At 70.8% G+C, this 26,892-nt stretch carries 19 protein-coding genes; 16 read left to right on the top strand and 3 right to left on the bottom strand.

Annotation, left to right across the window (positions count from 1 at the left end; all coding sequences use genetic code 11):
• Positions 1 to 91 precede the first annotated feature (91 nt).
• Both QC385_RS01710 and QC385_RS01705 read left to right on the top strand, forming a co-directional pair.
• Entirely contained in the window at positions 92 to 2,896 is a 2,805-nt protein-coding gene (locus QC385_RS01710; RefSeq protein WP_336621262.1) for a response regulator, read from the top strand.
• Positions 2,897 to 2,955: 59 nt separating this feature from the next.
• Positions 2,956 to 4,497: a GGDEF domain-containing protein gene (locus QC385_RS01705; protein WP_279539428.1), complete on the top strand. Its 1,542-nt coding sequence runs from the start codon at positions 2,956 to 2,958 to the stop codon at positions 4,495 to 4,497.
• Between the two features lie 74 nt (positions 4,498 to 4,571).
• Here QC385_RS01705 and adh read toward each other — a convergent pair whose 3' ends face one another.
• Positions 4,572 to 6,089 carry an aldehyde dehydrogenase gene (gene adh / locus QC385_RS01700; protein WP_279539427.1) on the bottom strand — a complete coding sequence of 506 codons (1,518 nt, stop codon included), beginning with the start codon at positions 6,087 to 6,089 and terminating at the stop codon, positions 4,572 to 4,574.
• A 138-nt stretch (positions 6,090 to 6,227) separates the two neighbouring features.
• Positions 6,228 to 7,460: a GAF domain-containing protein gene (locus QC385_RS01695; protein ID WP_279539426.1), complete on the bottom strand. Its 1,233-nt coding sequence runs from the start codon at positions 7,458 to 7,460 to the stop codon at positions 6,228 to 6,230.
• Positions 7,461 to 7,762: 302 nt separating this feature from the next.
• Between QC385_RS01695 and QC385_RS01690 the strand changes: the two genes are divergently transcribed.
• Entirely contained in the window at positions 7,763 to 8,065 is a 303-nt protein-coding gene (locus QC385_RS01690) for a hypothetical protein (protein ID WP_279539425.1), read from the top strand.
• Here the strand turns inward: QC385_RS01690 and QC385_RS01685 are convergent.
• On the bottom strand, positions 8,031 to 8,519 hold the full coding sequence (locus QC385_RS01685; protein WP_279539754.1) for a hypothetical protein: 489 nt from the start codon (positions 8,517 to 8,519) through the stop codon (positions 8,031 to 8,033). The two genes, QC385_RS01690 and QC385_RS01685, sit on opposite strands and share 35 nt — an antisense overlap.
• Before the next feature lie 705 nt (positions 8,520 to 9,224).
• Here QC385_RS01685 and QC385_RS01680 point away from each other — a divergent pair.
• The 13 genes from QC385_RS01680 (at position 9,225) to QC385_RS01620 (ending at position 26,876) form a co-directional block, all read left to right on the top strand.
• The gene (locus tag QC385_RS01680; protein WP_279539424.1) at positions 9,225 to 11,090 is read left to right on the top strand and encodes a phage tail sheath subtilisin-like domain-containing protein; all 1,866 of its coding nucleotides are present in this window, start codon (positions 9,225 to 9,227) and stop codon (positions 11,088 to 11,090) included.
• 34 nt (positions 11,091 to 11,124) lie between these two features.
• Complete coding sequence (locus tag QC385_RS01675) at positions 11,125 to 11,649, top strand: phage tail protein (protein ID WP_004003113.1); 525 nt, start codon at positions 11,125 to 11,127, stop codon at positions 11,647 to 11,649.
• An 18-nt stretch (positions 11,650 to 11,667) separates the two neighbouring features.
• Positions 11,668 to 12,402: a T4 family baseplate hub assembly chaperone gene (locus QC385_RS01670; RefSeq protein ID WP_279539423.1), complete on the top strand. Its 735-nt coding sequence runs from the start codon at positions 11,668 to 11,670 to the stop codon at positions 12,400 to 12,402.
• Positions 12,395 to 13,147, top strand: a complete 753-nt coding sequence (locus QC385_RS01665; protein WP_279539422.1) for a hypothetical protein — start codon at positions 12,395 to 12,397, stop codon at positions 13,145 to 13,147. The genes QC385_RS01670 and QC385_RS01665 overlap by 8 nt, the downstream gene beginning before the upstream one ends.
• Positions 13,148 to 13,205: 58 nt before the next feature.
• Positions 13,206 to 14,216: a DUF4255 domain-containing protein gene (locus tag QC385_RS01660; RefSeq protein WP_279539421.1), complete on the top strand. Its 1,011-nt coding sequence runs from the start codon at positions 13,206 to 13,208 to the stop codon at positions 14,214 to 14,216.
• A gap of 35 nt (positions 14,217 to 14,251) precedes the next feature.
• Positions 14,252 to 16,279, top strand: coding sequence for an ATP-binding protein (locus tag QC385_RS01655; RefSeq protein ID WP_279539420.1), 2,028 nt, complete (start codon positions 14,252 to 14,254; stop codon positions 16,277 to 16,279).
• Entirely contained in the window at positions 16,270 to 16,605 is a 336-nt protein-coding gene (locus tag QC385_RS01650; RefSeq protein WP_279539419.1) for a hypothetical protein, read from the top strand. The genes QC385_RS01655 and QC385_RS01650 overlap by 10 nt, the downstream gene beginning before the upstream one ends.
• The gene (locus QC385_RS01645; RefSeq protein WP_279539418.1) at positions 16,602 to 23,348 is read left to right on the top strand and encodes an eCIS core domain-containing protein; all 6,747 of its coding nucleotides are present in this window, start codon (positions 16,602 to 16,604) and stop codon (positions 23,346 to 23,348) included. Before QC385_RS01650 ends, QC385_RS01645 begins: the two co-directional genes overlap by 4 nt.
• Before the next feature lie 21 nt (positions 23,349 to 23,369).
• Positions 23,370 to 24,002 (top strand): hypothetical protein, encoded by a 633-nt coding sequence (locus tag QC385_RS01640; RefSeq protein WP_279539417.1) that lies wholly within the window; start codon positions 23,370 to 23,372, stop codon positions 24,000 to 24,002.
• A gap of 55 nt (positions 24,003 to 24,057) precedes the next feature.
• Positions 24,058 to 24,744, top strand: coding sequence for a hypothetical protein (locus QC385_RS01635; protein ID WP_279539416.1), 687 nt, complete (start codon positions 24,058 to 24,060; stop codon positions 24,742 to 24,744).
• Between the two features lie 9 nt (positions 24,745 to 24,753).
• Positions 24,754 to 25,122 (top strand): hypothetical protein, encoded by a 369-nt coding sequence (locus tag QC385_RS01630; protein ID WP_279539415.1) that lies wholly within the window; start codon positions 24,754 to 24,756, stop codon positions 25,120 to 25,122.
• Entirely contained in the window at positions 25,115 to 26,254 is a 1,140-nt protein-coding gene (locus QC385_RS01625; RefSeq protein WP_279539414.1) for a hypothetical protein, read from the top strand. The genes QC385_RS01630 and QC385_RS01625 overlap by 8 nt, the downstream gene beginning before the upstream one ends.
• A gap of 85 nt (positions 26,255 to 26,339) precedes the next feature.
• A complete protein-coding gene (locus QC385_RS01620) occupies positions 26,340 to 26,876 on the top strand; it encodes a phage baseplate assembly protein V (RefSeq protein WP_279539413.1) in 537 nt (178 codons plus the stop codon).
• Positions 26,877 to 26,892 lie beyond the last annotated feature (16 nt).

Genomic DNA, 26,892 nt, shown 5'->3' with positions numbered 1-26,892 from the left:
TCGCTTGATCTCCGTCATCGCACGCCGCACCGAAACCGTCGCGACCGGTCTGTTCGGTGGTCCCGGCCGCGCCTTGTGGCCGTGCCCTGACATGTGGAGGCGGACGATGGAACCGGAATCGAAAGCCACGCCAAGGCAGTATGCGACCGACGATGAAGAGCGGTTTCGGCTACTGCTCAAGAACTCTCCGGACATGGTCTTCCGCCGGACGATGGAGGGCGTCTACCAGGAGGTGTCCGCCGCGGGGCAGGCATTGCTGGGCCGTCCGGTCGAGGAGATCGTGGGGACGTCGCTGGAGTCCTGGGTCCATCCGGCCGATGTGGAGGAATTCGAGTGGGCGGAGCGGGATCTGCTCCGCGACGGCCGGGTGTCGGTGTGTCTGCGTCTGCGGCATGCCGACAGGCACTCGATGTGGACGGAGTTGACGTCCTGGGTGGTGCGGGGACCCGCGGGCGAGCCGATCGAAGTACGCGGGTTCGTCCGTGAGGCGGCAGGCCAGCGGCGCAGGGAGGAAGCGCTGCGGCTGTTGCAGGATCAGGCACGTTCGGTCATCGAGACCGCCCGGGACGCCTTCGTCTCCATCGACGAGGACGGCCTGGTCATCGACTGGAACCTGAGCGCAGAGAGGCTGTTCGGGTTCAGCCACCGCGAGACGGTGGGCCGTCCGCTGACGGAGACGATCATTCCTGACCGGTACCACGCCGCGCACAGGGCCGGTCTGCAACGGGTGCTGGCCGGCGGAGAGGCTCATGTGCTGGGCCGTCAGGTCGAACTCACCGCCCGTCATCACGACGGCCACGAGATCCCGGTCGAACTGGCGGTGTGGCGGCTGAAGTCGGCGAAGGCGCGCTGCTTCAACGCCTTCATCCGGGACATCAGCGAGCGCAAACAGGCCGAAGCCGCTCTGGCGGAGGCCCGCGACCAGGCGATCGCCGCGTCCCAGGCGAAGTCGCAGTTCGTCGCCTCCATGAGCCACGAGATCCGCACCCCCATGAACGGCGTCATCGGGCTGAGCGACCTGCTGCTGGGCACCGAACTGGATGCCGAGCAGCGACGTTACGCCGAGGGCATTCAGGCCGCCGGCACGGCACTGCTGTCGCTGATCAACGACATCCTGGACTTCTCCAAGCTGGATGCGGGCAAACTGGAACTGGACGAAGTCGCCTTCAGCCCGCAGGTGCTGGTGGAGGAGGTCGTCTCGCTGGTGGCGCAGACCGGGCAGGCTCAGGGACTGGAACTGCTCAGCGACTGCCATCCCGACCTGCCCGCGATGGTGCTCGGCGACGCCGGCCGATTGCGGCAGATCCTGCTCAATCTGGCGTCCAACGCGGTGAAGTTCACCAAAACCGGCGAGGTCGTGCTCCGTGCCCGCCCAGCCCTGTCCCGGCCACCCGCAGAGCAGGCGCCGTGGCTGCAATTCGAGGTGGCCGACACGGGCATCGGTATTGCCCAGGCCGATCAGGCACGGATGTTCGACGCCTTCTCCCAGGCCGACGCCTCCACCACCCGCCGCTACGGAGGCACCGGTCTGGGCCTGGCCATCTGCCGCAGGCTCACCGAGGCCATGGGCGGCTCCATCGGCGTCAACAGCCTGCCCGGCCAGGGCAGCACCTTCTCCTTCGTGGTACCGGTTCGCGCACCCGACGCCCCCGAACAACCCCCGGCCCCACCACACCCCGACATCCTTCGCGGGCTGCGGGTCCTGGTCGTCGACGACAACGACACCAACAGGCTGATCCTCGACACGCAGCTGCGCAGATGGCACATCCAGCCGGCCGTGGTCGCCGGCGGCCCCCAGGCACTGGTGGCCCTGCACGAGGCAGAGGCCGCCGGTCGTCCCTTCCACCTCGCCCTTGTCGACATGCACATGCCTGACATGGACGGCCTGGAACTCGCCCGCCGGATCACCACCGATCAGAACTTCGCCCGCGTGCAGCTGCTGCTGCTCACCTCCGGCCCCCCGCCGCCCGCCGCCGAGTCGCAGGCGGCCGGGATCGCCCAGAGCCTGTCCAAGCCCGTCCACCAGTCGCAGCTCCTGGACGCCCTGGTCGAAGTGGCCACCCGGACAACGCCGGTGGCCAGAGCGGCTCCGAAAGCGCAGGCCCCCGGCACGCCCCGGCCCGCCCACCGGGGCCATCTCCTGCTGGTCGAGGACAACGAGATCAACCAGATGGTCGCCCAGGGCATGCTCACCCGACTCGGCTACAGCACGGACACCGCCGCCGACGGCGCCGAGGCCCTGCGCATGACCGCGGAACACACTTATCAGGCCGTGCTCATGGACTGTCACATGCCCCGGATGGACGGCTACAGCGCCACCAGGGAACTGCGCCGCCGGGAACGGGACCACGGCCGTCACCTGCCGGTGATCGCCATGACCGCCAGCGCCCTCGCCGAGGACCGGGAACGGTGCCTGGCCGCGGGCATGGACGACTACGTCTCCAAACCCGTCAGCGCCGACGACCTGGAGCAAGCCCTCGCGCACTGGGTCCGCCCCGCCGACCCACAGGCGGACAACGATGACCTGCGCGCATCCATCGAACAGCGGCTGAACGAACTACGCGGCGCCGGCACCCCGGCCGAGCACGAACTGGTGGACAGGCTGGTGGACCACTTCCTCGTCCGGGCCCCCGAGATGACCAGCGCACTCTTCCACGCGCTCGACCGCCACGACACGCAGGAGATCGCAGATCAGGCACACAGCCTCAGAGGTGCCGCCGGCAACATGGGTGCCGAGGGCCTCGCCGCCCGTTGCCAGGAGCTGGAAGAGCACGCGCGTGCCGGACACCCGGCCTCACTGGCAGAGACGGCTCCCCGCCTCCAGGACGAACTCGACCGCACCTGTCGCACTCTCGAGACGCTCCGCTCCCCAACTCCCGGCCACGAACCTGGTTGAGGAGCCGTCCGCACACCGCCGCCCGGGCGCGTACGGGCCGGAGGAGGGAAGGAGAACCTGTGGGCAAGGTCCAAGTCCTGTCGCCCGCCCGCCGTGATGCGGCGGTCTGGGCGTATGCGGCAGCAGGGACCACGATCATCGTCTTCTATCTGGTCACTTCCTCCCCAGCGCGTTACATGCTGCCCGTGCTGGTGGCCGCCTCGGTCGTCTTCGCGATAGCAATGGGACTCACCAGGAACAGGCCCCCATCGTTCGTTCCGTGGTGTCTCTTCGCGGCGGCCATGGCACCGTACACGGTGGCGGACGCGATCTGGGGCATGTACCAGGTCCGCGACGCAGACGTTCCGTTCCCGGGTGTGGCCGACATGCTGTACCTGGGCAGCTACCTGTTGTTCGCCGCGGGCCTGGTGACGTTGGCCCGGCAGCAGTCAGGCCGTCTGCACTGGGCGGGGCTGCTGGACGCGGGAATCGTCACGCTGGGGTTCTGCATTCTGGCGTGGGCGTTCATCATCGCCCCCTACCTGCGCAGCGAGCTGTCCGCGTGGCCACTCGCGGTGTCCATCGCCTATCCCGTCGCCGACCTGGTGCTGTTGTCCATGGCCGCGCGGCTGATGCTCACCACCGGCAAGCGTACTCCGTCGTTTCTTCTGTGCACCGGATGGCTGCTGGCCCTCCTCGCCGCCGACGGCCTCTACTACGGAACGACGGCGACGACGGGGACCGCGATCGCGGAAGACGTGTCCGAAGTGGGGTGGATGGTCTCGTCCCTCCTGCTGGGGGCTGCGGCGCTGCACCCGTCGGTCGGCCGTGCGGCACAACTGTCGGACGGCAAGGAGAGCATGCCCCGGAAGCGACTGTCGATCCTGATCGCGCTCATCCTGGTGGGGCCGTTGATCGTGGTGGCCAATGTCGGGGGTATCCGGTACCAGCCCGTGAGCGTCACGGTGGTCGTCGGCATGCTGGCGACCCTTTCGCTGCTGTTGGTGCTGCGCATCGCGTTCCTGGCCCAGTACGCCCAGAGCAGGGCCACCGAAGCGCGGACGCAGGCCCACGACCTCGCAGCATCACTGCGAGAGCAGGAAGAGCTCCAAAAGCAGCTGAGCCATCGGGCGACCCACGACCCGTTGACGGGTCTGGCCAATCGAACGCTGCTGGACGAGCGCCTGGAATCCGCTCTCGGCCGGTGCTCCGCCACTTCCCCCGCCGGACTGCTGATGCTCGATCTCGACGGCTTCAAGGAAGTCAACGACACGCTGGGGCACCCGTCCGGCGACGAACTGCTCATCGACGTCGCACGGCGGCTGACAGGAAGGGTCCGCGAGCAGGACATCGTGGTCAGGCTCGGCGGGGACGAATTCGCACTGCTCGTGGAAGGCGTGGGCGCGAGCGCACTGTACGACTACACGATGCGGATCCTCGACTCCTTCAAGGACTCCTTCACCCTCGCCCATGGCCATTCGGTTCACGTGACGACAAGCATCGGAGCACGGAGCATCACCAGGCCGACCACGCCGGCAGAAGTGCTGAGGGACGCTGACATCGCCCTGTACCGAGCCAAAACCGCAGGCAAGAACCAAGCCGTGTTTTTCGAATCCCCGTAGCGGAGTCGTGAATCGACTGGGCGACAGGCGCCTGACGGGTGTTTAGACCACGTCAGGCGCCTGACTTCGGGCGTCTAGAAGAAGCCCAGCTTCTTCGGCGAGTAGCTCACCAGCAGGTTCTTCGTCTGCTGGTAGTGGTCGAGCATCATCTTGTGCGTCTCGCGCCCGATGCCGGACTTCTTGTAGCCGCCGAACGCCGCGTGCGCCGGGTACGCGTGGTAGCAGTTGGTCCACACCCGACCCGCCTTGATCTCGCGGCCCAGGCGGTAGGCGGTGTTGCCGTCGCGGGTCCAGACGCCCGCGCCGAGGCCGTACAGGGTGTCGTTGGCGATCTTCAGGGCTTCGTCGACGGAGTCGTACGTCGTCACCGAGACCACCGGGCCGAAGATCTCCTCCTGGAAGATCCGCATGTCGTTGGTGCCGCGGAAGATCGTCGGCTCGATGTAGTAGCCGCCCTCCAGGCCCGGGACCGCACGGGGGTTGCCGCCCGTGACCAGTTCGGCGCCCTCCTTCCGGCCGATGTCCAGGTAGGAGAGGATCTTCTCGTACTGGTCGTTGCTCGCCTGCGCGCCGATCATGGTGTCCGGGTCCAGCGGGTCGCCGCCGCGAATGGCCCGGGTGCGTTCGACGCAGCGGGCCATGAAGTCGTCGTAGATCGACGAGGGGATCAGGGCACGGGACGGGCACGTGCAGACCTCGCCCTGGTTCAGGGCGAACATCACGAAGCCCTCGACCGCCTTGTCCAGGAAGTCGTCGTCGGCGGCCATCACGTCGGGCAGGAAGATGTTCGGGCTCTTGCCGCCCAGTTCGAGCGTGACGGGGATGATGTTCTCGCTCGCATACTGCATGATCAGGCGGCCGGTCGTCGTCTCGCCGGTGAACGCCACCTTCGCCACGCGCGGGCTGGAGGCCAGGGGCTTGCCCGCTTCCACGCCGAAGCCGTTGACGACGTTGACCACGCCCGGCGGGAGCAGATCGGCGATCAGCTCGATGATGTAGAGGAGGCTGACCGGCGTCTGCTCGGCCGGCTTGATGACCACGCAGTTGCCGGCGGCCAGCGCGGGGGCCAGCTTCCACGTGGCCATGAGGATCGGGAAGTTCCACGGGATGATCTGGCCGACCACACCCAGCGGTTCGTGGAAGTGGTACGCGACGGTGTCGGCGTCGATCTCCGCGATGCTGCCCTCCTGCGCGCGGACGACGCCGGCGAAGTACCGGAAGTGGTCCACCGCCAGCGGGATGTCGGCGGCCAGCGTCTCGCGGACCGGCTTGCCGTTCTCCCAGGTCTCGGCGACGGCGATCTTCTCCAGGTTCTCCTCGATGCGGTCGGCGATCCGGTTGAGGACGCGCGCGCGTTCCGCGGTGGAGGTGCGGCCCCACTGGTCGGCCGCCCGGTGCGCGGCGTCCAGGGCCAGGTCGACGTCGGCCGCGGAGGAGCGGGCGACCTCGCAGAAGACCTTGCCGGTCACGGGGGTCGGGTTCTCGAAGTAGCGGCCCTCGACGGGGGCTACCCAGTCGCCGCCGATGAAGTTGTCGTAGCGGCGGGCGAAGGTGACGATGCTGCCGTCCGTTCCGGGCTGCGCGTACACCATGGCGGCTCTCCTCCGTGAGATGACGGGCGGGTTACGGTTCACGCCGTCGTGACTGCCTCACTGTGCTCCCGGGAGGTTGGCGCAAGGTTGGCGCCGTGACGCGCCGCAAATCGCCGTGCCGTCAGCCGCGCCGGGCCGTCAGTCGCGCCGGGCCGCGGTCAGGCGGCCCCGCGCGATCGCTCGGCGCGTGTCGTCCCGGCCGAGCAGGCGCAGCGCGTGTTCGTGGATCTCCGCGTCGTAGGGGGCCCGTTCGCCGTAGCGCAGGGGGTGTTCCGGGCGGGTGCTCGCCAGGACGGCCTCCCGTACGGCCACTTCGAGGCGGGTGCGCCACTCCTCGATGCCGGGTGCCTCGGAGCGGGGGAGCAGCGGGCCGCCGTAGAGGCTCAGGGCGGTGTCGGTGTCGCCCTGCTCCAAGGCGCGCAGGACATCGGCGGCGTCGCAGGAGACCGGGACCGTCAGGGCGTAGCGGCGGGGGGAGATGCCGCCGCCGAGGGCGCGGCGCAGGTGGGAGATCTCCGCCTTGAAGGTGGACGCGGTGACCGGCCGGTCGCCGTACAGGGCGGCGCGCAGCCGCTCCGGGGAGAAGCCGCCGGGTTCGAGTGCGAGCAGGGTGAGGATCTCCAACTGGCGGGGGCGCAGGGGGACGGGCCGTCCCTCCCGTATGGCCTGTGCGGCGTGTTCCGCGCCGAGGCAGGTGAGCCGTACCTGTCCCGAGCGGGGCTGTTCCGTGGTGATGCGGGCCTCGATGCTCGACACCAGAGTGCGTACGGTGGCCATGGCCAGGGGGTGCGAACGGTCCCAGGTGGTGGACAGGTCCAGTACGCCGAGGACGCGGCCGTCCGGGCCGTGCACCGGGGCGCAGTAGCAGACCCAGCCGTGCAGGGCCGACACCAGGTGCTCGGCCGAGAACACGGAGCTGGGACGGCCGGTGCGCAGGGCCAGGGACAGGGCGTTGGTGCCCATGGCCTGCTCGTCCCACCGGCCGCCCGGCGCGAAGTTGACGCGCTCGGCCCGGCGGCGCATGGTCGGGCCGCCGCAGGTCCACAGGATGGTGCCGGACTCGTCGGTGACCGCCGTGACGAACCCGGCGTCCTCGGCGATGCTGCGCAGTTCTCCGGCGAGGCCCGACACCGGCCGGTACAGCGGTGAGGCAGTCCAGCGCTGGTGCACCGTGCCGCCGTCGGCGACCGGGGCGCTGTCCCGCCCGGGGTCCACGCTGCTCAGCGAGCGCGCCCAGGACTCGGTCACCTCGTGGCGCAACGCCGCGCTGCCGCCCGGCCGCGAGCCCGCGACGCTCAGGCGCGGCACCCAGCGGGACCACTCGTGCTCCAGCACGGCCCTGCGCTGCCGGAGGTCAGGGCGCTGTGACATGGCCTCTCCCTGCCGTCGTACGTCGTACCGGGAGGATCGGTTCCGGGCGCGGTGCCGGCCGGGTCCACGGTCTGAGGTCAGTGTTACCGGATGCGTACGGCCGGGGTCGAGGAGAGCGTCGGAATGCGTGCGAGCCGCAGGAGTGCGCAGGGCCCGGGAACGCCCCCGCCCTGAACGGACGACCGCCTGACTGGATGTTTGTCCGGTGCCCGCGTGCCGCCGTACGGGTGACGGGTTCACTCGACCCGACGGACGGGGCCCGGCCCGCGTACCACCGGTGCGCCGCGTCGCGTTGCCCGGGCATGGACAGTACTGAGACGGCGCGGCGCCCTGTCGGGAACGACGCCGCTCCCCGGTCGTTCGCCGAACTCACCAGCGGTTACGGGGGGCATCCGCCCATCTACGCGGCGCTCGTCGCCGAATGGCGGGCCAGGGGCCACGCGGTCCCGGAGCACCGGGACGGCCAGTGGGTCTCCTTCGCGGCGCCGTCCGCGAGCGAGACCTGGGCCGCCCTCACCACATGGACCGCCGGCCGGCACCCGGGGACGGCCGCCCCCGACGGCACCCGCCTCACCAGCAGTCGGCCACCGCGTGCTCCGAGCTGACCGGCGCCAGCACGGCGAGGGCCTCGGTGGCCTCCCGCAGGGCCGACTCCAGCGTGCCCGGGGCGTGCAGGCTGCCCGTGCCGTCCGGCGGGACGAGCCACTCCAGGCGCCCGGCGGGCCGGTACGGCGGCGGCACGGCGACCCAGGAGCCCCGGCCGACGTGCCGGACACCGGAACCGACCCACTCGCTGACGGGGTCGGGTGGCAGGAAGAAGCCCACTCTGCGTGCCGCGCTGTCCACCAGGGTGGGCCCGGGCACCTTCAAGGGGTCGCGCCACAGGCAGTCCAGCGCGAGCAGCCCGAGCTGGTCGGGGACGCTGAGCACGTCCCAGTACCGCCCCGCCTCCACGAGCACCGTCCCCGTGCCGTAGTCCCACTCCCGCTTGCACTCCTGAGGGTCCCGGGCGGCCGCCGCGAGCCACTCGACGGCTTGCTTCCACATCACGCTCTGCATGGCCACCCCAGGCACAGTCGGTCGCGCCCCGACGGGCGCACGCTGGACACGGGCCGGTGACCCGCGGAGCCTCGGGCTCCGCGTGCCGGTCCGGCAGTGGCCATGTTCGTAGATATTTCTACGTGCTGGAAGGGGTGGCGCGGCCTGGCGTTTGGGTCGGGCATGTCCCGGTCGAAAGGGGGCACTCGAAGGTGGATCCCGTAAGGCATCGATCAACTCCGTGCGCGTCCATGCCGCCCCGCTGAAACCGGCCATCGCGGGATGGACGACTGGCGGAGGACCCGGGGAGCGCGCCGGGCGGATGAGACGCCGGTGCCGGAAATGCGGGGTCTCCCAGGCATGCTTTCCCCCCGGCGATCACCGCCGCTGTGCGGGAGGTGTGGACCAGTCCACGAGGGCGCGCGGGCGGGATGTGCGGATCGCGGAATTTTGCCTTCACAAAACCTCCTACCGTGCTGGCCAGAACCCGTCTTGTTCGGTCAACTCCGAACGCAGCAAGGTGGATTGAGCACTTGAGCATCAGGAGTCACAAGCGAGCTGCTTGACCCGTGCGACCGAACGCGCGGGTACTGACGGGGGAACTGATGAGGTGCGCGCATGTCCACCGCCGACGGGCGGGGGCCAGGTCCTCGCGCACGGCCGCAACGTCTCTCCCTCCTCTCTTGGTGCCTTCATCCGGTGCCCGAGACAGGGATAGGAGGGGGAATGCCGATGAGTGCAGTGAACGCCGCCAAGCCGACGTATCCCGGCGTCTACGTCGAAGAGCTTCCCAGCAGCACCCGCACCATCTCGACCCTGACCACTTCGGTGACCGCGTTCGTGGGCCACACCCGGCGCGGTCCGCTGAACGAGCCGGTCCGCGTCACCAGCTTCACCGAGTTCGAGCGCCGCTTCGGGGGGTTGAGCGCCCAGAGCGCCGTCGGCTACGCCGTTCACCAGTTCTTCGGCAACGGCGGCACCGTCGCCGTGATCGTCCGCGTCGCCAAGGCCGGCAGCGGCAAGGCCGCCGGCGTGACGCTGGAGTCCACCGAGGGCCACAGCGAGTGCGACGTCCTCAAGGTGCACGCCAGGGAACCCGGAGTGTGGGGCAACGGCCTGCGCGTCGCCGTCGACTACGACACGCCCCGCCCCGACGAGACCTTCAACCTGCGCGTCCACGACGCCAAGGGCGAGGCCCGCGAGAGCTTCACCGGCCTGTCCACCGACCCGTCCCACGGCCGGTACGTGCAGACCGTCGTCAACGCCGGCTCCCGGCTGATCCGCGTCGAGGTCGTCGGCGAGGGCCGCCCCGACCCGTCCGGCACCGTCTCCAAGCCGTTCGGGCACGAACTGCCCGACCTCGCCGTGGACCTCACCGTCAAGATCGGCGACGTCGAGCGGGAGTTCACGCTCTACGACCCCGACTGCGACGGCGAGGCCCCGCGCTCCGTCGCCGAGCTGGCGCTGCTGCTGGAGCGCAAGCTGCGCGCCCTGCCCGACGCGCCCGGCAAGCACGCCTTCGCGGGCGTGCAGGTCACCGCCTTCGGCCGGCGCGTCCAGGTCGTCGCGGGCTCCACCGATCCCGAGGACGTCGTCCGCTTCCTCGGCGAGTGCGCCAACGACCTGGGCCTGGAGGCCTCGGTCAACCCGCCCGTCTTCCCGCTGGAGGGCGGCGAGGACGGCGAGGCACCCGGACCGCGCGACCTCATCGGCTCCGAAGCCGACAAGTCCGGCATCCAGGCGCTGCGCGGCGTCGCCGACGTCAACCTCCTCGTACTGCCCGAACTCGCCGCGTACGAGAAGACCGAGGACGCCGTCACCGTCGTCTCGGCCGCCCAGCGGCTGTGCCAGGAACGGCGGATCTTCCTGCTGGTCGACGCGCCGGGCACCTGGGTCAGCGTCGACACCGCCCGGGCCGGGCTCGCCGCCTTCGACGCCGTGCGCGGCAACCACGCGGGCCTGTACTTCCCGCACCTCCAGCTCACCGACCCCCTCACGGGCCGGCTGCGCTCCTTCCCGCCGTCCGGCGCGGTCGCGGGCGTCATCGCCCGTACGGACTCCGAGCGCGGCGTGTGGAAGGCCCCGGCCGGCACCGAGGCCCGGCTCGCCGGCGTCCACTCGCTCACCGTCAACCTGACCGACCGCGAGAGCGGCCTGCTCAACCCGCTCGGCGTCAACTGCCTGCGCACCTTCCCGGTGACCGGCCCGGTGGTCTGGGGAGCGCGCACGCTGGAGGGCTCCGACGCCCTCGACAGCGAGTGGAAGTACGTGCCGGTGCGGCGGCTCGCCCTGCACGTCGAGGAGAGCCTCCAGCGAGGCCTCCAGTGGGTGGTGTTCGAGCCCAACGACGAGAACCTGTGGCAGCAGATCCGGCTCGCCGCCTCCTCGTACCTGCACACCCTCTTCCGCCAGGGCGCCTTCAAGGGCGGCACGCCCCGCGACGCCTACTTCGTCAAGTGCGACAGCGACACCACGACCACCGAGGACATCGAGAACGGCATCGTCAACGTCCTCGTCGGCATCGCGCCGGTCCGCCCGGCCGAGTTCGTGGTCGTCAAGATCCAGCAGACGTCCGGGCAGTTCGCGCTCTGAGGAACGCTCCTAGGAACCCCTGAGGACATTTTCGATGGCAGAGTTCACGGTCAACGCCCATCGTTTCGACCCGTACAAGAACTTCAAGTTCCTGGTCCTGTGGGACGGTCGGACGGTCGCGGGTATCAGCAAGATCAGTCCGCTGAAGCGGACGACGGAGGTCGTCAAGCACCGCCACGGCGGTGACCCGTCCTCCCCGCGCAAGTCGCCGGGCCGCTCCGAGTTCGAGGGCATCACCCTGGAGCGCGGCGTCACGCACGACCCCGAGTTCGACCGCTGGGCCAACAAGGTCTGGCAGGTCGGCGCGGGCCTCGGCTCCGAGGTGTCCCTGGCGGACTTCCGCAAGGACATCGTGATCCAGGTCCTCAACGAGGCCGGCCAGGTCGCCGTCTCCCACAAGCTGTACCGGACCTGGCCGAGTGAGTACCAGGTCCTCGGCGAACTGGACGCCAACGCCAACGCGGTGGCCATCCAGTCGCTGAAGCTCGAGTGCGAGGGCTGGGAGCGGGACTACGAGGTGCCCGAGCCGGAGGAGCCCTCCTTCCTGAACCCGGCGTAGCGCGGGACTGGGGGAGGCATGGCCATCACACAGGCGGCCGAGTTCCTGGCCACCTGGGAGACCGGGCTGGACCGGGCCCCGGCCGGGCGGGCCCTGCTGCTGCACGGGGCCGCCCGCCCGGACCTGGGCGGCGACCGGCAGGCGCTGCTGTCGCTGCCGGTGGGGCAGCGCGAGGCGGACCTGTTCGCCCTGCGCCGGGCCCTGTTCGGCGAGCGGATGCAGGTACGCCTGGAGTGCGCGGCGTGCGGCGCGGACATGGAGTTCGAGCTGGACGCCGGGGAGTTCGCCCGCACCCTGGCCGACCGGGGCGATCCGCTGGTGCGGGTCGCCGAGGACGGCTGGGAGGTCGAGTTCCGGGTGCCCGGCGTCGCCGACCTGACGGCGGCGGCCCGGGACACCGACCCGCGCCGGGCCCTGCTCGCCCGGTGCGTGGTCACCGCCGTACACGGCGGGCAGCCCGTGTCCGCGGACACGCTGCCCGCCGCCGTGCAGCGCCGGATCGCCGAGGCCGCCCGGGCCGCGGACCCGGGCGGCGACGTCACGCTCAACGTCGCCTGCCCCGAGTGCCGGGAGGGCACGCGGGCCGAGCTGGACATCGCCTCCTTCCTGTGGACCGAACTGGACGCCTGGGCCCGGGACCTCCTGCTCGACGTCCATCTGCTCGCCACCGCGTACGGCTGGAGCGAGCCGGAGATCCTGGCGCTCAGCCCGCTGCGGCGCCGCTACTACCTGGAGCTGTGTGCGGATGTCTGAGTCCACTGGGGACGATCGCCCGGAGCCCGACTTCCTCGACCGGCTGCTCGCCCGGCACGCGGCACCCGCCGCGCAGCGCCCCGGCGTGGTGCGCGTACGGCCGCGGCTGGCCGGGCCGTTCGAACGGGTCGAAGCGGTACGGGGCGGTGCGCCGGACCCGGACGGCACCGAGCCGCTGTGGCCCGTCGCCGCCCCGGCCGCCGCCGCCCGGCCGGACCTGGCACGCCCGGCGGCCCGCGAGGTCGTCCGTACGGAACGGGAACGCACGGTCGTACGGACCGAGCGGGCCCCGGAGCCGGCCGAAGCCGGGCCTCGTCCGGCCCCGCCGGCCGGGCCCGAGGGGCCGCTGCTGCGTCCCGTCACCCCGACGGGCCCCGCGCTGCGGCCGGTCCCGGACACCGCGCGCCGCGCGGCGGGCAGGGGCCGTACCGAGCGGGCGGCCACCACGAACGCGGCGTCCGTGCCGACCCCCCCTGGTACGGGCGCCGCTCCCCCCGCCGCCGTGTCCGCCGCGTTGCTCCCCAGCGCGGCGGACACGGCGGCCGCCCGGGACGCCGTCCGGCAGGCGGCGGCCCGGCGGCCCGGGCGTCAGACCGAGCAGGTGGTGCAGGTGCAGATCGGGCGCCTGGAGGTGACCGCGGGCGGAACGCACCAGGGCGGTGGCGGCAGGCCCCGGCCACGGGACGCGGAGCGCCCGCGGGCCGCCGTGAGCCTGGCGGACTACCTGGCGAGGGGGCGCGAGTGAGGACGACGCGAGCGGGCGTCGGGAGGAACTGGACGATCCGACCGGCCGGCGGGACGAGTTGGACGACGCGACCGGGCGGCGGGAGCAACTGGGCGACCCGACCGACTGGCAGGACGAGCTGGACGACGCTGCCGGCCGGCGGGACGAGCAGGACGACAGGGACCGAGGACAGGACCAGAGGGACCGGGGAACCGACGCCATGAGTAACGCACTAGCCATCGCCCATGTCACCCAGGCCCTCGCCCTGCTCATCGAGACCAACCTGCCCCCGGACATCGACATCGCGGTCAAGGTCGAGCCGCGCAAGCCCCCGGCCGACCCGCCGACCGAGCCCACCATCACCGTGTTCCTGTACCAGGTCACGCCCAACACCTCACAGCGCAACACCGACCTGCCCACCCGCGCCGCCGACGGCACCCTGGTCCGGCGGGCGGCCGCGCCGCTCGACCTGCACTACGTCATCAGCGCCTACGGCGAGGAGGCGGAGCTGGTCGGGCAGCGGCTCATCGGGTCGGTCGTGCGCACGCTGCACGAGATCCCGGTCCTGCCCAAGGACATCATCGAACTGGCGGGCGAACGCGCCCACCTGTCCGGGAGCAACCTGGCCGAGGCGGCGCAGCGGGTGCGGTTCACGCCCACCGTGATGGACATCGACGAGACGTCGAAGCTGTGGGGGATGCTCCACCAGACGCCGTACACGCTGTCGGTCGTCTACCAGGCAGCCCTGGTGTTCATCGACGGCCGCGAAGTCCCGGTGCCGGGCAAGCCGGTGGAGCGTCCCGAGGTGCGGGTGCTGCCGTTCGGGGCGCCCGGCGCGCCGGTGCCGCCGAAGCTCCCCGAGGGGGGAGACCAGCCGAGCGTGCGGTCCGGGGCGGGGGAGCCCGAACCCGTGCGGGAGGCGAGCACACCCCCTGCGAAGGCCGCTCCTTCCAAGGCGCCCGCGAAGGCCCCGGTGAAGGCCGCCGCCAAGGCTCCGGCGCGTGCCCGAAGGACCGCGAAGAAGACCGCCAAGTCCCCCGCCGAGGAGACGAGGAACACGAAGTCCGGCGGCGAGGACGCGGAGAGCTGAGGCGGCACATGGCAGCGACGGGGGCAGGAGACGACATGGGAGCGCACGGTTCGCACGAGCTGCGGGAGCCGCGGGCGGCCGCCGCACACGGCGGCGGACCGACGCTGACCGCCGAGATCCGGCGCGTCCTGGCCCGCGTCGACGCGCATGCGGAGCGGGCCAGGAGTGGTGACGGCGAGGCACCCGGGGCAGCTTCGGTGCCGGCCCACGACGATGCCCGTGCTGCGGCCGGAGCCACCCCGGTCACCGCCGCCGGTCCCGGAACCACTGCCCTCGACGCCCTCGTCACCTGCTTCGGCCTCACCCCCTTCGAGCGTGACCTCGTCGTGCTCACCGCCGCCCAGGAACTGGACCCCACGACCGCCGCCCGCTGCGCCGCCGCGAGTGCCGACCCGGAGCGGGTCCACCCGACCTTCTCGCTCGCCCTGGCCGCCCTGGCGGAACCCCACTGGAGCGCCCTCACGCCCGTGTCGCCGCTGCGCCGCTGGCGGATCGTCGAGCTGGACGACGACACACGGCTGACGACCTCCCGGCTCCGGCTCGACGAGCGCATCCTGCACTTCCTGCTCGGCTCGCCCTACCTGGACACCCGGTTGCACGGCCAGGCGCGCCGCGCCCCCGTACCGGACCGGCTGCCGCCGTCGTACGACCTGGCCGCGAGCCGGGTCGCGGCGGGCTGGGCGGCCGGCGCCCGGCCGGACGCGCCGCTGCTCGTCGAGCTGGTCGGCGGCGACCTGCGCAGCCGCGCCGACATCGCCGCCGCGGGCGCCGCACGCGCCGGACTCGGCCTGTACACGATGAGCGCCGAGGACGTTCCCACCGACCCCGCCGAGCGCGACCGGTTCGCCCGGCTGTGGCAGCGCGAGGCGATCCTGCTGCCCGCCGCGCTGCTGGTCGAGGCCGGGGAGCTGGACCGGGACCAGCAGGCGGCGACCGAGGCGTTCCTGGCCGGTGCCGCCGTACCCGTCGTCGTGTCCAGCGCCGACCCGCGCCGCAGCGACCGGCCGCACGGCACCCGCGTGTCCGTGCCGCGCCTGGACGACGACGAGCAGCTCGGCCTGTGGGCGGACGCCTTCCAGGACGTCGCCGACCTCGACGACGGCGAACTGCGGTCGCTGGTGGCGCAGTTCCAGCTGCCCCCGCACGTCGTGCGCTCCGCCGCCGCCACCGTACGGCGTGAACTGCCCTACGAGGACGAGCTGGACGCCGTACAGCTGGCCTGGCGGGCCGGTCTGGACGAGGCCCGCATGGGCATGGACGAGCTGGGCCGCCGTATCGAACCGCAGGCCGGCTGGGACGACCTGGTGCTGCACGAGCGGCAGACCAGCGTCCTGCGGGAGATCGTCGCCCATGTGCGGCAGCGCGCCACCGTCCACCAGGAGTGGGGCTTCGCACAGACCCTGCGCCGCGGCCTCGGTGTCACCGCGCTGTTCGCGGGCGGCTCCGGCACGGGCAAGACCCTCGCCGCCGAGGTGATGGCCAAGGAACTCGGCCTCGACCTGTTCGTCATCGACCTCTCCCAGGTCGTCAGCAAGTACATCGGCGAGACCGAGAAGAACCTCCGCCGTGTCTTCGACGCCGCCGAGGCGGGCGGTGCGCTGCTGCTGTTCGACGAGGCCGACGCGTTGTTCGGCAAGCGCAGCGAGGTCAAGGACAGCCACGACCGGTACGCCAACCTCGAGGTCAGCTATCTGCTCATGCGGATGGAGGCCTACCGCGGGCTCGCCGTCCTCACCACCAACATGAAGAAGGCCTTGGACAACGCCTTCCTGCGGCGCATCCGCTTCGTCGTCGACTTCCCCTTCCCGGCCGAGCACGAGCGCGCCGAGATCTGGCGCCGCGTGCTGCCGCCGCAGGCGCCGGTCAAGGACCTCGACCCCCGGCTGCTCGCCCAGCTCACCGTGGCGGGCGGCTCGATCCGCAACATCGCCCTGTCCGGGGCGTTCCTGGCCGCCGAGGAGGGCGAGGCGCTCCAGATGCGGCACATGGCCGCGGCGGCCCGGACCGAATACCTGAAGCTGGAGCGCTCCTTGACGCCGACGGAGGTTCGCGGATGGGTGTGAGCTGGGACGGCAGCAGCAGGAACGCGGGCAGGGACCGGTCCCCCGAAGGGGGTCACGCGCCGCGCGCGATCCGGGTGGACATCGGCGAACTCGTCCTCGACGGCTTCCGCGTGGACCCGGACCGGGTCTCCGCCGCGTTCGAGCGTGAACTCGACCGGCTGGTCCGCGAACACGGCGTGCCGCTGGCGGCCGACGGCGCCCTGACCATGGACACGCTGTCCGGACTGCCGTCGCTGCCCGCCGGGCTCTCCTCGCGCCGGCTCGGCCAGGAACTGGCGCGCGCCGTGCACTCCGGGCTCTCCGGCCGCGGGGAGGTGACGCGATGAGCGCCTCCCAGACCCAGGACTCCCGTTCCGAGCAGTCCGCCGAACGGCGCCGCCGCAAGCGGCGGGAGAAGGCGGCCAAGGCCCGCAGCCCGGAGCCCAAGAACATCGTCAGCGGCGCCGGCCAGCCGCTCGACGCCGGCGTACGGCGGGACTTGGAGGAGCAGCTCGGCCACGACCTCAGCCGCGTACGACTGCACACCGGGCCGGAGGCCGGGCAGCTGACGGAGCTGCTCGGCGCGGACGCCGTCGCGGTCGGCCAGGACGTCTTCTTCCGAGAGGGCGCCTACCGCCCCGGCACCACGGACGGCCGACGCCTGCTCGCCCACGAGTTGTTGCACACCGTGCAGAACCCGCACGGCCTGGGCGCGCTGCGGGCCGGGCGCGAACTCGGCGCGGTCAGCCTGCCGCAGCAGGCCATCGAGCAGGAGGCCGAGTCCGTCGCTCGGGATCTCGCGCGCCCGGAGTCCGCGGGGAACGACCCGTCCGCCTCGGGCGCCCCGGAGCTGGAGACGGGACAGGCCACGCCGGGCTGGCTGCGGTACGCCACCGTGGACGCGGACCGCAACCGGCTGGAACGGATCGATCCGGCGACGATGCTGGATCGCCTGGCGAACTCGGTCGTACGGTCGCTGCGCGCCGACCCGGAAGACCTCTCGAAGCGTACGCGGCAGCAACTGGCACGGCTTCCTGAGGAGTTGCTCGACCGGGTCCTGGAGCGCCTGGAGGACAGGCTGCTCGGCTCGGAGCAGGACAAGGTGCTGGACCTCGTCGAGGAGATCGAGGCCGACGCGGCGCTCGGCGGTGACGCGGAACGTCCGCCGCTCGACGCCCCGGCCGTCGAACCCGACGCGGCGGAGGAACTGCGGCAGGAGCGGGAGAGCGAGGAGCGCACCGTCGAGGAGGAGCAGGCCCGGGCTCAGCGGCCGGCCCTGGCACCCGGACCGGAGAAGGACCTAGCCGAGGGGGAGAACGCCCCCGGCAGCACCCCGCAGAACGGCGGGACCGCGGAGAGCGGGAGTACGCCGCAGGGTGGGGGAGCGCCGCGGGGGCGGCAGGAATCCGAAGCGGCCGGGGGACGGGAGTCCGAATCGGCCGGGCGCCAGGAGGGCGCGCCGGCCGGATCGCAGGAGCAGCAACTGGGCCGGGCCGGGAGCCCGGGCGCTGCCACGAGCGAGCCGGCCGGCGCCTCCGCCGGGGCAGCCGGGCAGGCCCGGGAGCAGAAGTCCGACGGGTCCGGTGCGGGTGCCCAGGAGGGCAAGCAGGACAGCGGCGGGGACAAGCAGGGCGGCCGGGACGAGCAGGGCGCGGAGGGCAAGGAGGAGACCAGCCAGCAGGGCGCGGCCGCCGCGAGCAAGGAGGAGCCCGCGGCCAGGAACCGCCCCGGGGCGGCCGAGCAGCTGACGGCGGATCAGAAGCCGAAGCAGGAGGACAAGGGCGGCAAGGAGAAGCCCGCGGGTTCGGTCACGGCGGCGGGCAAGGACACCGAGCTGCCCGGCAGGACGAGCCGGCTCGACGGCGTACGCAACCAGGATCTCGAAGGGCCCGAGGAGACCGCCGAGGACGATCCGTTCGGCTCGGGCAGTCAGTCGGAGGTGGACGTCGGCGCCGAGAAGAGCGCCTGGGACGTCAAGCTCCAGCCCGAGGACTTCCTGCCGGAGCGGGACCCGGACGTGTCCGGCGTACCGAGCGCGGACAAGCTCGACCCGTCCTCGTCCGGCGGGCAGCCCGTACCGTCGTTCCCCGCTCCTCCCGCGACCAAGGCCGACAAGGTGCAGGCCGAACGTGACGCGGAGGACGCCGAGGACGAGGCGGCCGAGCTGGAGCCGGAGGAGGACGACGCCGCGGCGCCCACGGAGCCCGAGCCGTCGGTGGAGACCGAGGGCGGCCCGGGGGACAGCCTGCTCGGCGGCCTGGCGGCGGACCGGGACGCCGGGTCCCGGCCCGGGCCCGGCGCACCGACGAAGGACCCGAAGAGCGGAGACGACCCGAAGGCGGGGCCCGTCGCCGCGCAGAAGACGGTGCAGGAGGCCCCCGGCGACTCCGAGGGCGGCGGTGCGGAGAAGGAGACCGCCGCCAAGGAGGAGCAGAACACCCGGGCCGCGGGCGACAAGGACCAGGGCGCGCAGGAGAAGCAGTCCCAGAAGGCGGCGGGCGGTACGGCGGCGGCGCCGGAGACCGCGGGCAAGGGCGAGCAGAAGCAGCCGGACGCGGCGTCCGGGGGCAGCGCCTCCGCCGGCCAGGCGCAGGGCGGTGCCGGCCCGGCGGGCGGCGAGGAGCTGTCGGCGGATGCCAAGTCGCCCTCCCCGGCACGGGACACACACCTCTCGGGCGGTTCCAACGCGGACACCCCGGGCGGCGCGAGCAACGAGGCCGCCGGCGGGACGCAGAGCGGGTCACCCGACGCGGGGCCGACGCGGAGCGAGGACTCGGCGACGCCGGTCGCGCCGTCCACGAAGGCGCCGGAGGCCATGGCCGCGCCGGCTCCGAAAGAATCTCCGGCGCCAGCGCCCAAGAGCGCTCCTAAGGCCTCCAAGGAGGCCCCGGAGCCCAAGGCCGCGCCCGTGCCCAAGGCACCGCGCGGCGGAGGCGGGGGCGGGGGCGGTGCTGTCGGCGGTGGTGCCAAGGGGTCCGCGTCCGGCAAGGGCAAGAAGAAGGACTCGGCACCCGCGCCGAACCTCTCCCAGGTCTCCCCCGAGGCCGGTCTCTCCACGGCATCGAAGCTCAAGCCGCACAAGGCACTTCAGGCGATGGGCGGCGTCGGCGGCGCCGTGGACCGCACGGTCGGCGACGAGCACCAGCAGCTCGCCGCCGCGCCGCCGTCGATGCAGCGGCCGGCGGGCGCGCCGCAGACCCTGGAGGGCAAGCCGAAGGCCGACGCCCCGGCGCAGTACTCGCAGGACCCGGCGCAGAAGTCCGAGGCGCCCAAGGACGAGAAGGCCGAGGTCACGGGCGAGAAGAAGCCCGAGGGCCAGATCGAGGCGGAGAAGGCCGAGGAGCCCGGCGGCTGGGACACCTTCAAGATGGCGCTGGGCTTCGTCGGCGCCAAGATCGTCAACGGGGTCACCAGCCTCTTCGGCGCCGACGAACCGGTGGTGGACCCGCAGGAGCTCGCGGCCAAGTTCGCCGGACTGCCGACCAAGGACGAAGCCCTGAAGCAGGCCCAGGCCGGCAACGCGCCTGGCGTGGAGATGCAGGGCGCCGCCGAGCAGACGGCCGGTGAGCAGGGCGCCGCGGTCGACAGCAAGGGCCAGGAGACCGTCGCGACGGGCAAGGACGACGCCGCCCGCCCGATGGGGGAGAACCAGGTCTATCCCAACGCTCCCAAGGAGCAGTTGAAGGGGAAGGTGCCGGGGCGGCAGGGCGGCGGCCAGGGCGGTGTGCCCGGGACCGAGGGCGCGGGGACCGGGGCCGTGCCGGCCGAGGCGGCATCCGAGGTGGCGGAGCACGACCGCGGCCCGGAGTTCCAACGGGCTTTCAGCCAGGGTCAGAAGGGCATGTCCGAGGGCCGCCAGACCAAGGACAGGGATTTCCGCGACTCGCAGCAGAAGCACAAGCAGAAGGTCGACAGCGAGGTCGGCAAGAACACCGAGGCGCAGACGAGCGAGCGCGGGAAGACCCTCGACGAGGTCACGTCGCAGCGCGCCGACTGGCGCACCGAGCAGGACGAGGAGCTCAAGAAGCTCGGTACGAAGAAGACCGAGAAGCACGACAAGGTGCGCAAGGACGTCGAGGAGCGGGAGAAGAAGACCGACGACGACGTCGAGCAGGAGAAGAAGGACAGCGACAAGAAGATCCAGGACAAGGCCACCACGGCGGAGTCGGACGCGAAGAACAAGACCGACACGGCCGCCAAGGAGTCCGGCAACTGGGTCACCAAGGCCTTCGAATGGCTCAAAGAGAAGGTCATCGAGATCAAGAACGCGATCGTCCGGATCATCCGGGAGGCGCGTGACGCGGTCGTCAACTTCATCAAGAACTTCAAGGAGAACGCCGAGCGCTGGATCAACGAGGCCCGCAAGTTCATCGTCGACACGGTCAAGAACCTGATCAACGATCTGATCGAGTTCGCCAAGGCGATGGTCCGGGCGGTCATCGAACTGGCGAACCGCATCCGGAAGTTCATCACCGACCTCATCGCGGCGGCGATCGCGTTCGTCACCGAACTCGCGGCACGGCTGAAGCAGATCATCTCCGACCTGCTGGACGCCATCGCGAAACTGCTGAGCGACATCCTGAACATCCTCAAGAAGATGCTCAAGGACGTCGTCAAGGCGGTCGTGGACGCGGTCAAGACGGTTCTCGACTACGCCTCCAAACTCCTGGCCGGCCTCGGCGAGTTCATGATGATCGCCGTCGACTTCCTCTCCGACCCGGGCGGCTGGCTGAGCGGCGCGAAGAACTCCGCCGTGGACGGTGCGAAGAACCACCTGTTCCGCGAGGTCCAGGCGGCGGTGAAGTCGTGGTTCCAGTCCAAGATCGAAGAGATCATCGGCATCCCGAAGGCGATCCTCGACAAGCTGATCAAGGGTGGCTACACCCTGGAGAAGATCGTGAAGGAGACGTGGGACGCCATCGTCCCCCAGCTCCCCTTCATCATCGGCGAGATCGTCATCACCAAGGTCATCGCCAAGCTGATTCCCGGCGCCGGCTGGGTCATGGCGGTCATCGACGCGATCCGCACGGCCATCGGTGCCCTCAGCGAGATCCTGCGCGCGATCGGCGCGGTCCTCGACTGGCTGAAGGCGGTCCGCCAGGGCGGCGCGGGCGTCCTCTTCGCCAAGGCGGTCGCGGCGGGCATCGTCGCACTCCTGGAACTGGCCTACGAAGCGCTGCTGAGCGGCATCGGCAAGTACGTCGCGAAGGTCGGCCGCCGCCTGAAGGGGGTGGCGGCGAAGCTCGGCACGCCGGACAAGGGCGGCGACAAGCCGAAGACCGGCCAGGGCGACGACCCGAAGCCGACCGACAGGAAGCCGGCCCGACCCACTTCCGCCGACACCCTGCCGAAGCCGGGCAGGGCCACGGGCCCCGGCACGAAGCCGAACGCGAAGCCGGAGCCGAAGGCGGACCCGAACAGGCGGACGACGGTGCCACCGGGCAAGGACCGGGACACCACTCCGGCCAAGCCCAAGTCGGACAAGCCCGTCGACACGAAGAAACCCACGGACCAGGACACGCCGGCCCGCCCGAGGACGGACAAGGACCCCGACACCAAGCCGGACACGCGCCCGACCCCGGCTCCGAAGCCGAAGCCGGAACCCAAGCCGAGGCCGAAGCCCGAGCCGGACACGAAGCCGAAGCCGAAGGACGACGTCCCGGGCAAGCCGATGGACGACAAGGGCACGACCAGGCCGAAGGCTGACGAGTCAGCGCCCGGCAAGCCGAACCAGCAGGGCCCCGACAGGCCCAAGGACGGCGACAAGGACGCTACGGGCAGGCCCAAGGATCAGGATCCGGCGAAGCCGAAGGACGCCGACAAGCCCAAGAACAAGGACGGGGACGGCAAGAAGCCCAAGCCGGACCAGAAGGGCCCGGGGAAGCCGAAGGGCAGGCCGGACAGGAAGGGCGGCGACAAGACCAGGCCGAAACCGGAGAAGGCGGGGCCGGGCCGGCCCAAGTCCAAGCCGGAGAAGGACAACAGGAAGAAGGAAGAGAACTCGGAGGAGTCGAAGAGCGACCGGCTGCGCAAGATAGTGGCCCGCATCCGACCCGTCATCAACGCGAAGCTGGAGCGCGGCATAGCGGAGTCGGACCACCAGGCCATGCGCGAACGACTGCGGGCCCACTACCGGCTCACAGCCCTCAGCAAGTCGAACGACCAAGAATTCACCATCACGGCACGCCTGAACCCCAGTCAGCCCGTCACCAATGGACACACCGACACGGGGGACCACATCGACTACCGCACAGCCCCGGAAGGCACCCAGCCCGCTCTGCCGCCGACGAAACTCCCACCCTTCACGAATGGCCCCGTGAAAGCGCCGAGTTTCAAGGCGCACCATATTCACGAACCCCTCAAGAGGGGTACGGAAGCAGACGAGTCGCCGGACGCCCTGCCCGTCGGCTGGGACATGGTGGCCGACGAGCGCGACCCAGACGGAAAGCCGTACAGCGCGGGCGGCAAATGGGTGCGCATGCATCTGCTTCCCGCGCCACTGGGAGGCGACGCGACGACCTCCAACCTGGTACCCGCACGCGGGGCTCAGAACAAGGAAGCCGCCATTGCCGTGGAACACCCCGCGGCCCGGGCCCTCGGCAAGGAGGTGCGGAAATCCAGGTGGAAGGGGAAGCTGAACAACATGATCTGGTATGACGTCAATATCTCCTACTACAGTGATGACACCTTCCCCGGATTTCCGAGTTCCATCAAGGTCATGTGGGGTGGATACAGCTATACCGGCAGCCACTGGAAACGGGACCCGGCCACGGTGACCTGGCCGCGCAATTTCATGCCGCCGCCTGAACAGCAGGACCATGCGCCGCATTCCGCCAACGTGAACAGCGCAGACGCGCATGCGATCCGCAGGGCGACAGGCATCAGCATGTACTTCGCCGAGCGCATCGTCCGGATGCGGAGAACCAGGACGTTCAAGAACATGGCCGCCCTGACCAGGGCCCTCAACAACGATGAACACCTCTCCTCCGGCGAAGTGGACGAGACCTTCACCGGCGGCAGTCACAAGAACAAGGTGGAGGTCATCAAGAGGCTCCAGAGAGCCGCGCGGAACAAGTGGTTGACCTTCTAGGTGATGGCAAGGGGAAGCGGTATGCAGAACTTGACGCAGTGGGAGCAGGAATGGGTCCGCGTCCAGGAGGAGTTGCGACAGCATTCTGGAGTTCGAGTACTTCGGGACACCCGGGGGCCGTTGCTCCAGGATGCCATCGTGCCTGGTTCTGAGCAGATCCTTCGGTTCTCCGAGTTCGGAAGCCAGTGGCAGACCGTAGAGCCTTATCCAGTGGTCACCGGTGAATTCTTTCTCACGCCTTTGGCGAAGGCCCTGCGCGAGGACCCGCCCAGTTTTGACGCTTCTCTCTACTCGGACGAGGAGCAGCGTGTCGGAGCGGAACTTCACGTCATTGATGATGCCCCGTTCACGGGTGCTGGTTCATTCACCGCGATCCGGATGAAGACCGGGACGACGGCGACTCCCGAAATGTGGTTTTCCGATCACGTGCGCGGGTTGTGGCAGATGGATCTCGACTACACCACATACGTAGAACTCCTCCGCCTCACCAAGGGCGCATTCGGCTGGCAGCACCTCTACACCGAGGCGCCGCTCGACGACTGGGAGTTCGAGCGGACGGCCGAACGCGTAGCGAGAATGCTCGACGTCCTACCGCAGGTGTTCCCGGACTACGACTACACACCCCTGCGGCAGAGATGGGACGCACGACGGTGACTCTTCTCCCTGCCTGGGATGACCTGAACCCCGCCCGCCGCATGGAGGAGAGGCCATGACCCGCTACGCAGACATCCCCAAACCCATCCGCTCCGGCATAGTCCTCCTGGACCCCGAACGCGGCACCCCCCAACGCATCATCGTCCTCCAGTTCAACCCCGACACCCTGGAACGCAGCCTCTCGCCCCAGTCCGCAGGAGGCAGCGGCGACTCCGGCGGAGGAGGCAGTGGGAACGGGGACAGGAACGAGGCCCTTCGCCTCAAGGGGCCGGCCCAGGAAACGTGGAAGTTCACCGCCGAGATCGACGCAACCGACCAGTTCGAGATCGCCGCTCCCGACGGTATCCACCCCCAGCTCGCCGTGCTGGAAATGCTCGTGCAGCCGACCTCCGCGCAGCTCAGGGAAGCGAGCCGGCTGTCGAAGAAGGGGACCATCGAGATCAGTCCGATCGAGATGCCGCTGACGCTGTTCACCTGGGGCAGCAAGCGCGTCATGCCCGTGCGGCTGACGGAGCTGTCCATCAACGAGTCCGCCTTCGACGTCAACCTCAACCCCATCCGGGCCTCCCTGAGCATCGGCCTCAAGGTGCTGACCGTCAGTGACCTGCCGCTCGGCCACCCCGGCGCCGAGCTGTACTACGCGCACCTCGCGCAGAAGGAACGCCTCGCCGGCGCGGCACGCACCGCGGGGCTCGGATCGCTGGGGCTCAGGCCCGGTGACATCGCGGTGGGAAGGGGCTGAGTACCGGACATGGCCGGCATCGAACCGTACGAGAGCGCGCTTGACGCGATACCGGGGGCACACCCGTACCCGCGTACCAGCCGTTACCACGACGCCGAGATCGGGGTGCACCGGCAGCCCGACGGGACCGAAGTGCGCTACACCAAGCGCCGGTTGCTCCCGCCTCTCGACGAGAGCGAGGACACGCAGGCGCACACCGTGCGTACCGGCGAGCGTCCCGACCTGCTCGCCCAGCGCTACTTCGGCGACCCCGGCCAGTGGTGGCGGATCGCCGACGCCAACCCCGTCCTGGACCCGCGTGAGCTGACCGCCGAGCCGGGCAGCGAGGTCGAGATCCCGCTCGCCGGGCACTTCCCGCGGGGGGACCGGCGTGTCTGAACTGCCGGTGGGGCGCGGCCCCGTTCACGTCACCCTGCACATGGGACCGCAGCTGGTGCGCCCCGTCCCCGCCGAGGTGACCGAGGCCCTGCTGTCGGCCCAGATCACGGCAACCGCGGGGGAGCGCAGCGGTTTCCAGCTGGCCTTCGACCTCACCAAGAACGGGCTCATCAACCGCACCCTGCTGCCCGAGGGCTTCTTCGACCCGAAGACGCGTCTCGTCGTGACCGTCACCGTCCGCGGCACGCCCGAGGTGCTGTTCGACGGGCTGATCGTGCGCCAGGAGGTCGGGGCCAGCAACCAGCCGGGGCACTCCACCCTCACCGTCACCGGCGAGGACCTGGCCCTCGTCATGGACCTGGAGGAGCGCACGGACCGGTACCCCAACATGCCGCCGTCGCAGCGGGTCCTGACCATCCTGCGCCGCTACTCCGGCTACGGCATCCGGCCCGACGTGTACACCGAGAAGGTCACCCAGCCCCCGCACCAGGACCTCCGTGTCCACTACCAGACGGGCACCGACCTCCAGTACATCAACGACCTGGCCCGGGCCAACGGCTACACCTTCTACCTGGAGCCCGGCCCGGCCCCCGGACAGTGCAGCGCACGCTGGGGGCCCGAGGTCCGCCTGGGCATCCGCCAGCACGCCCTCAACGTCAACATGGACGCCAACTCCACCGTCGACCAGCTGACCTTCGCCTACGACGGGACGGCGCGGGAAGAGCCGCAGGCCCGCTGGCAGGACCCGGGGACCCGGCAGTCGACCCTGCTGCCGCAACCGCCGATCAGCCCGTTGCGGCCGCCCCTCGGCAAACGGCCCACCCCCGCCCTGAAACGCAAGACGCTCTCCGGTACCGCCAAACAGCAGCGGGAACAGGCCGAGGCCGAACTGCTCGCAAGGGCCGCCGTGTCCGCCGACGTCATCTCCGGTTCCGGCTCGCTCGACGTCAACCGGCACGGCTACATCCTCCAGCCGCGCCAGCTGGTCGGCGTGCGCGGCTCGGGCCGTACGTACGACGGCGACTACTACGTCAAGTCCGTCACGCACACCCTGCGCCCGGGCTCCTTCCGGCAGAACTTCACGCTCTCCCGAGAGGGACTCGAAGCACGCAGCCCCTACGTGAGGCCCTGATCAGCGCCTGCACCAAGCCCTGATCAGCGCCCGCGCCAGGGCCCTGATCCACCCGAACCGATCATCACGACCAGGAGCAGTTCACATGGCGGCACCCGGCAATCGCTACCTCGGCAAGTTCCGCGGACGGGTCGTGGACAACAACGATCCACTGCACATCGGCCGCATCACCGTCGAGGTCCCGGACGTCCTGGGCGACGAGCCGTCGACCTGGGCGCTGCCCTGTCTGCCGTTCACGGGGCCGCAGGCCGGGCAGTTCGTGGTGCCGTCGCCCGGGGCCGGGGTGTGGGTCGAGTTCGAGCAGGGCGACCCCAGCTTCCCGGTGTGGACGGGCTGCTGGTACGGCGAACAGGCCGAACTGCCGCCCGACGCCCGCCGGCTCGTCCAGCCGGCGTCCCAGGCCAAGCCCGTCGTGGTCCAGACGCCCGAGGCGCACAAGATCGTGATGAGCGATCCGCCCGGCGCCGACCAGGGGATCCTGCTCCAGGCCCAGGGCGGGGCGTACATCCGCATCACCAAGGAAGCCATCGTGATCTCCAACGGCCTGGGCGCGGAAATCACCCTGCGCGGCGACCAGGTGGACGTGAACGAGGGCCAGTTGACCGTCGCGTCCAAGCGATAGAAACGGGGGAACGAAG

It is taken from the genome of Streptomyces sp. DH10 (genome assembly GCF_029813805.1).
GTDB classification, from domain to species: Bacteria; Actinomycetota; Actinomycetes; order Streptomycetales; family Streptomycetaceae; genus Streptomyces; species Streptomyces coeruleofuscus.
Note: the sequence above shows the minus strand (reverse complement) of the source record. Positions and strands in the feature narration are given on the sequence as shown.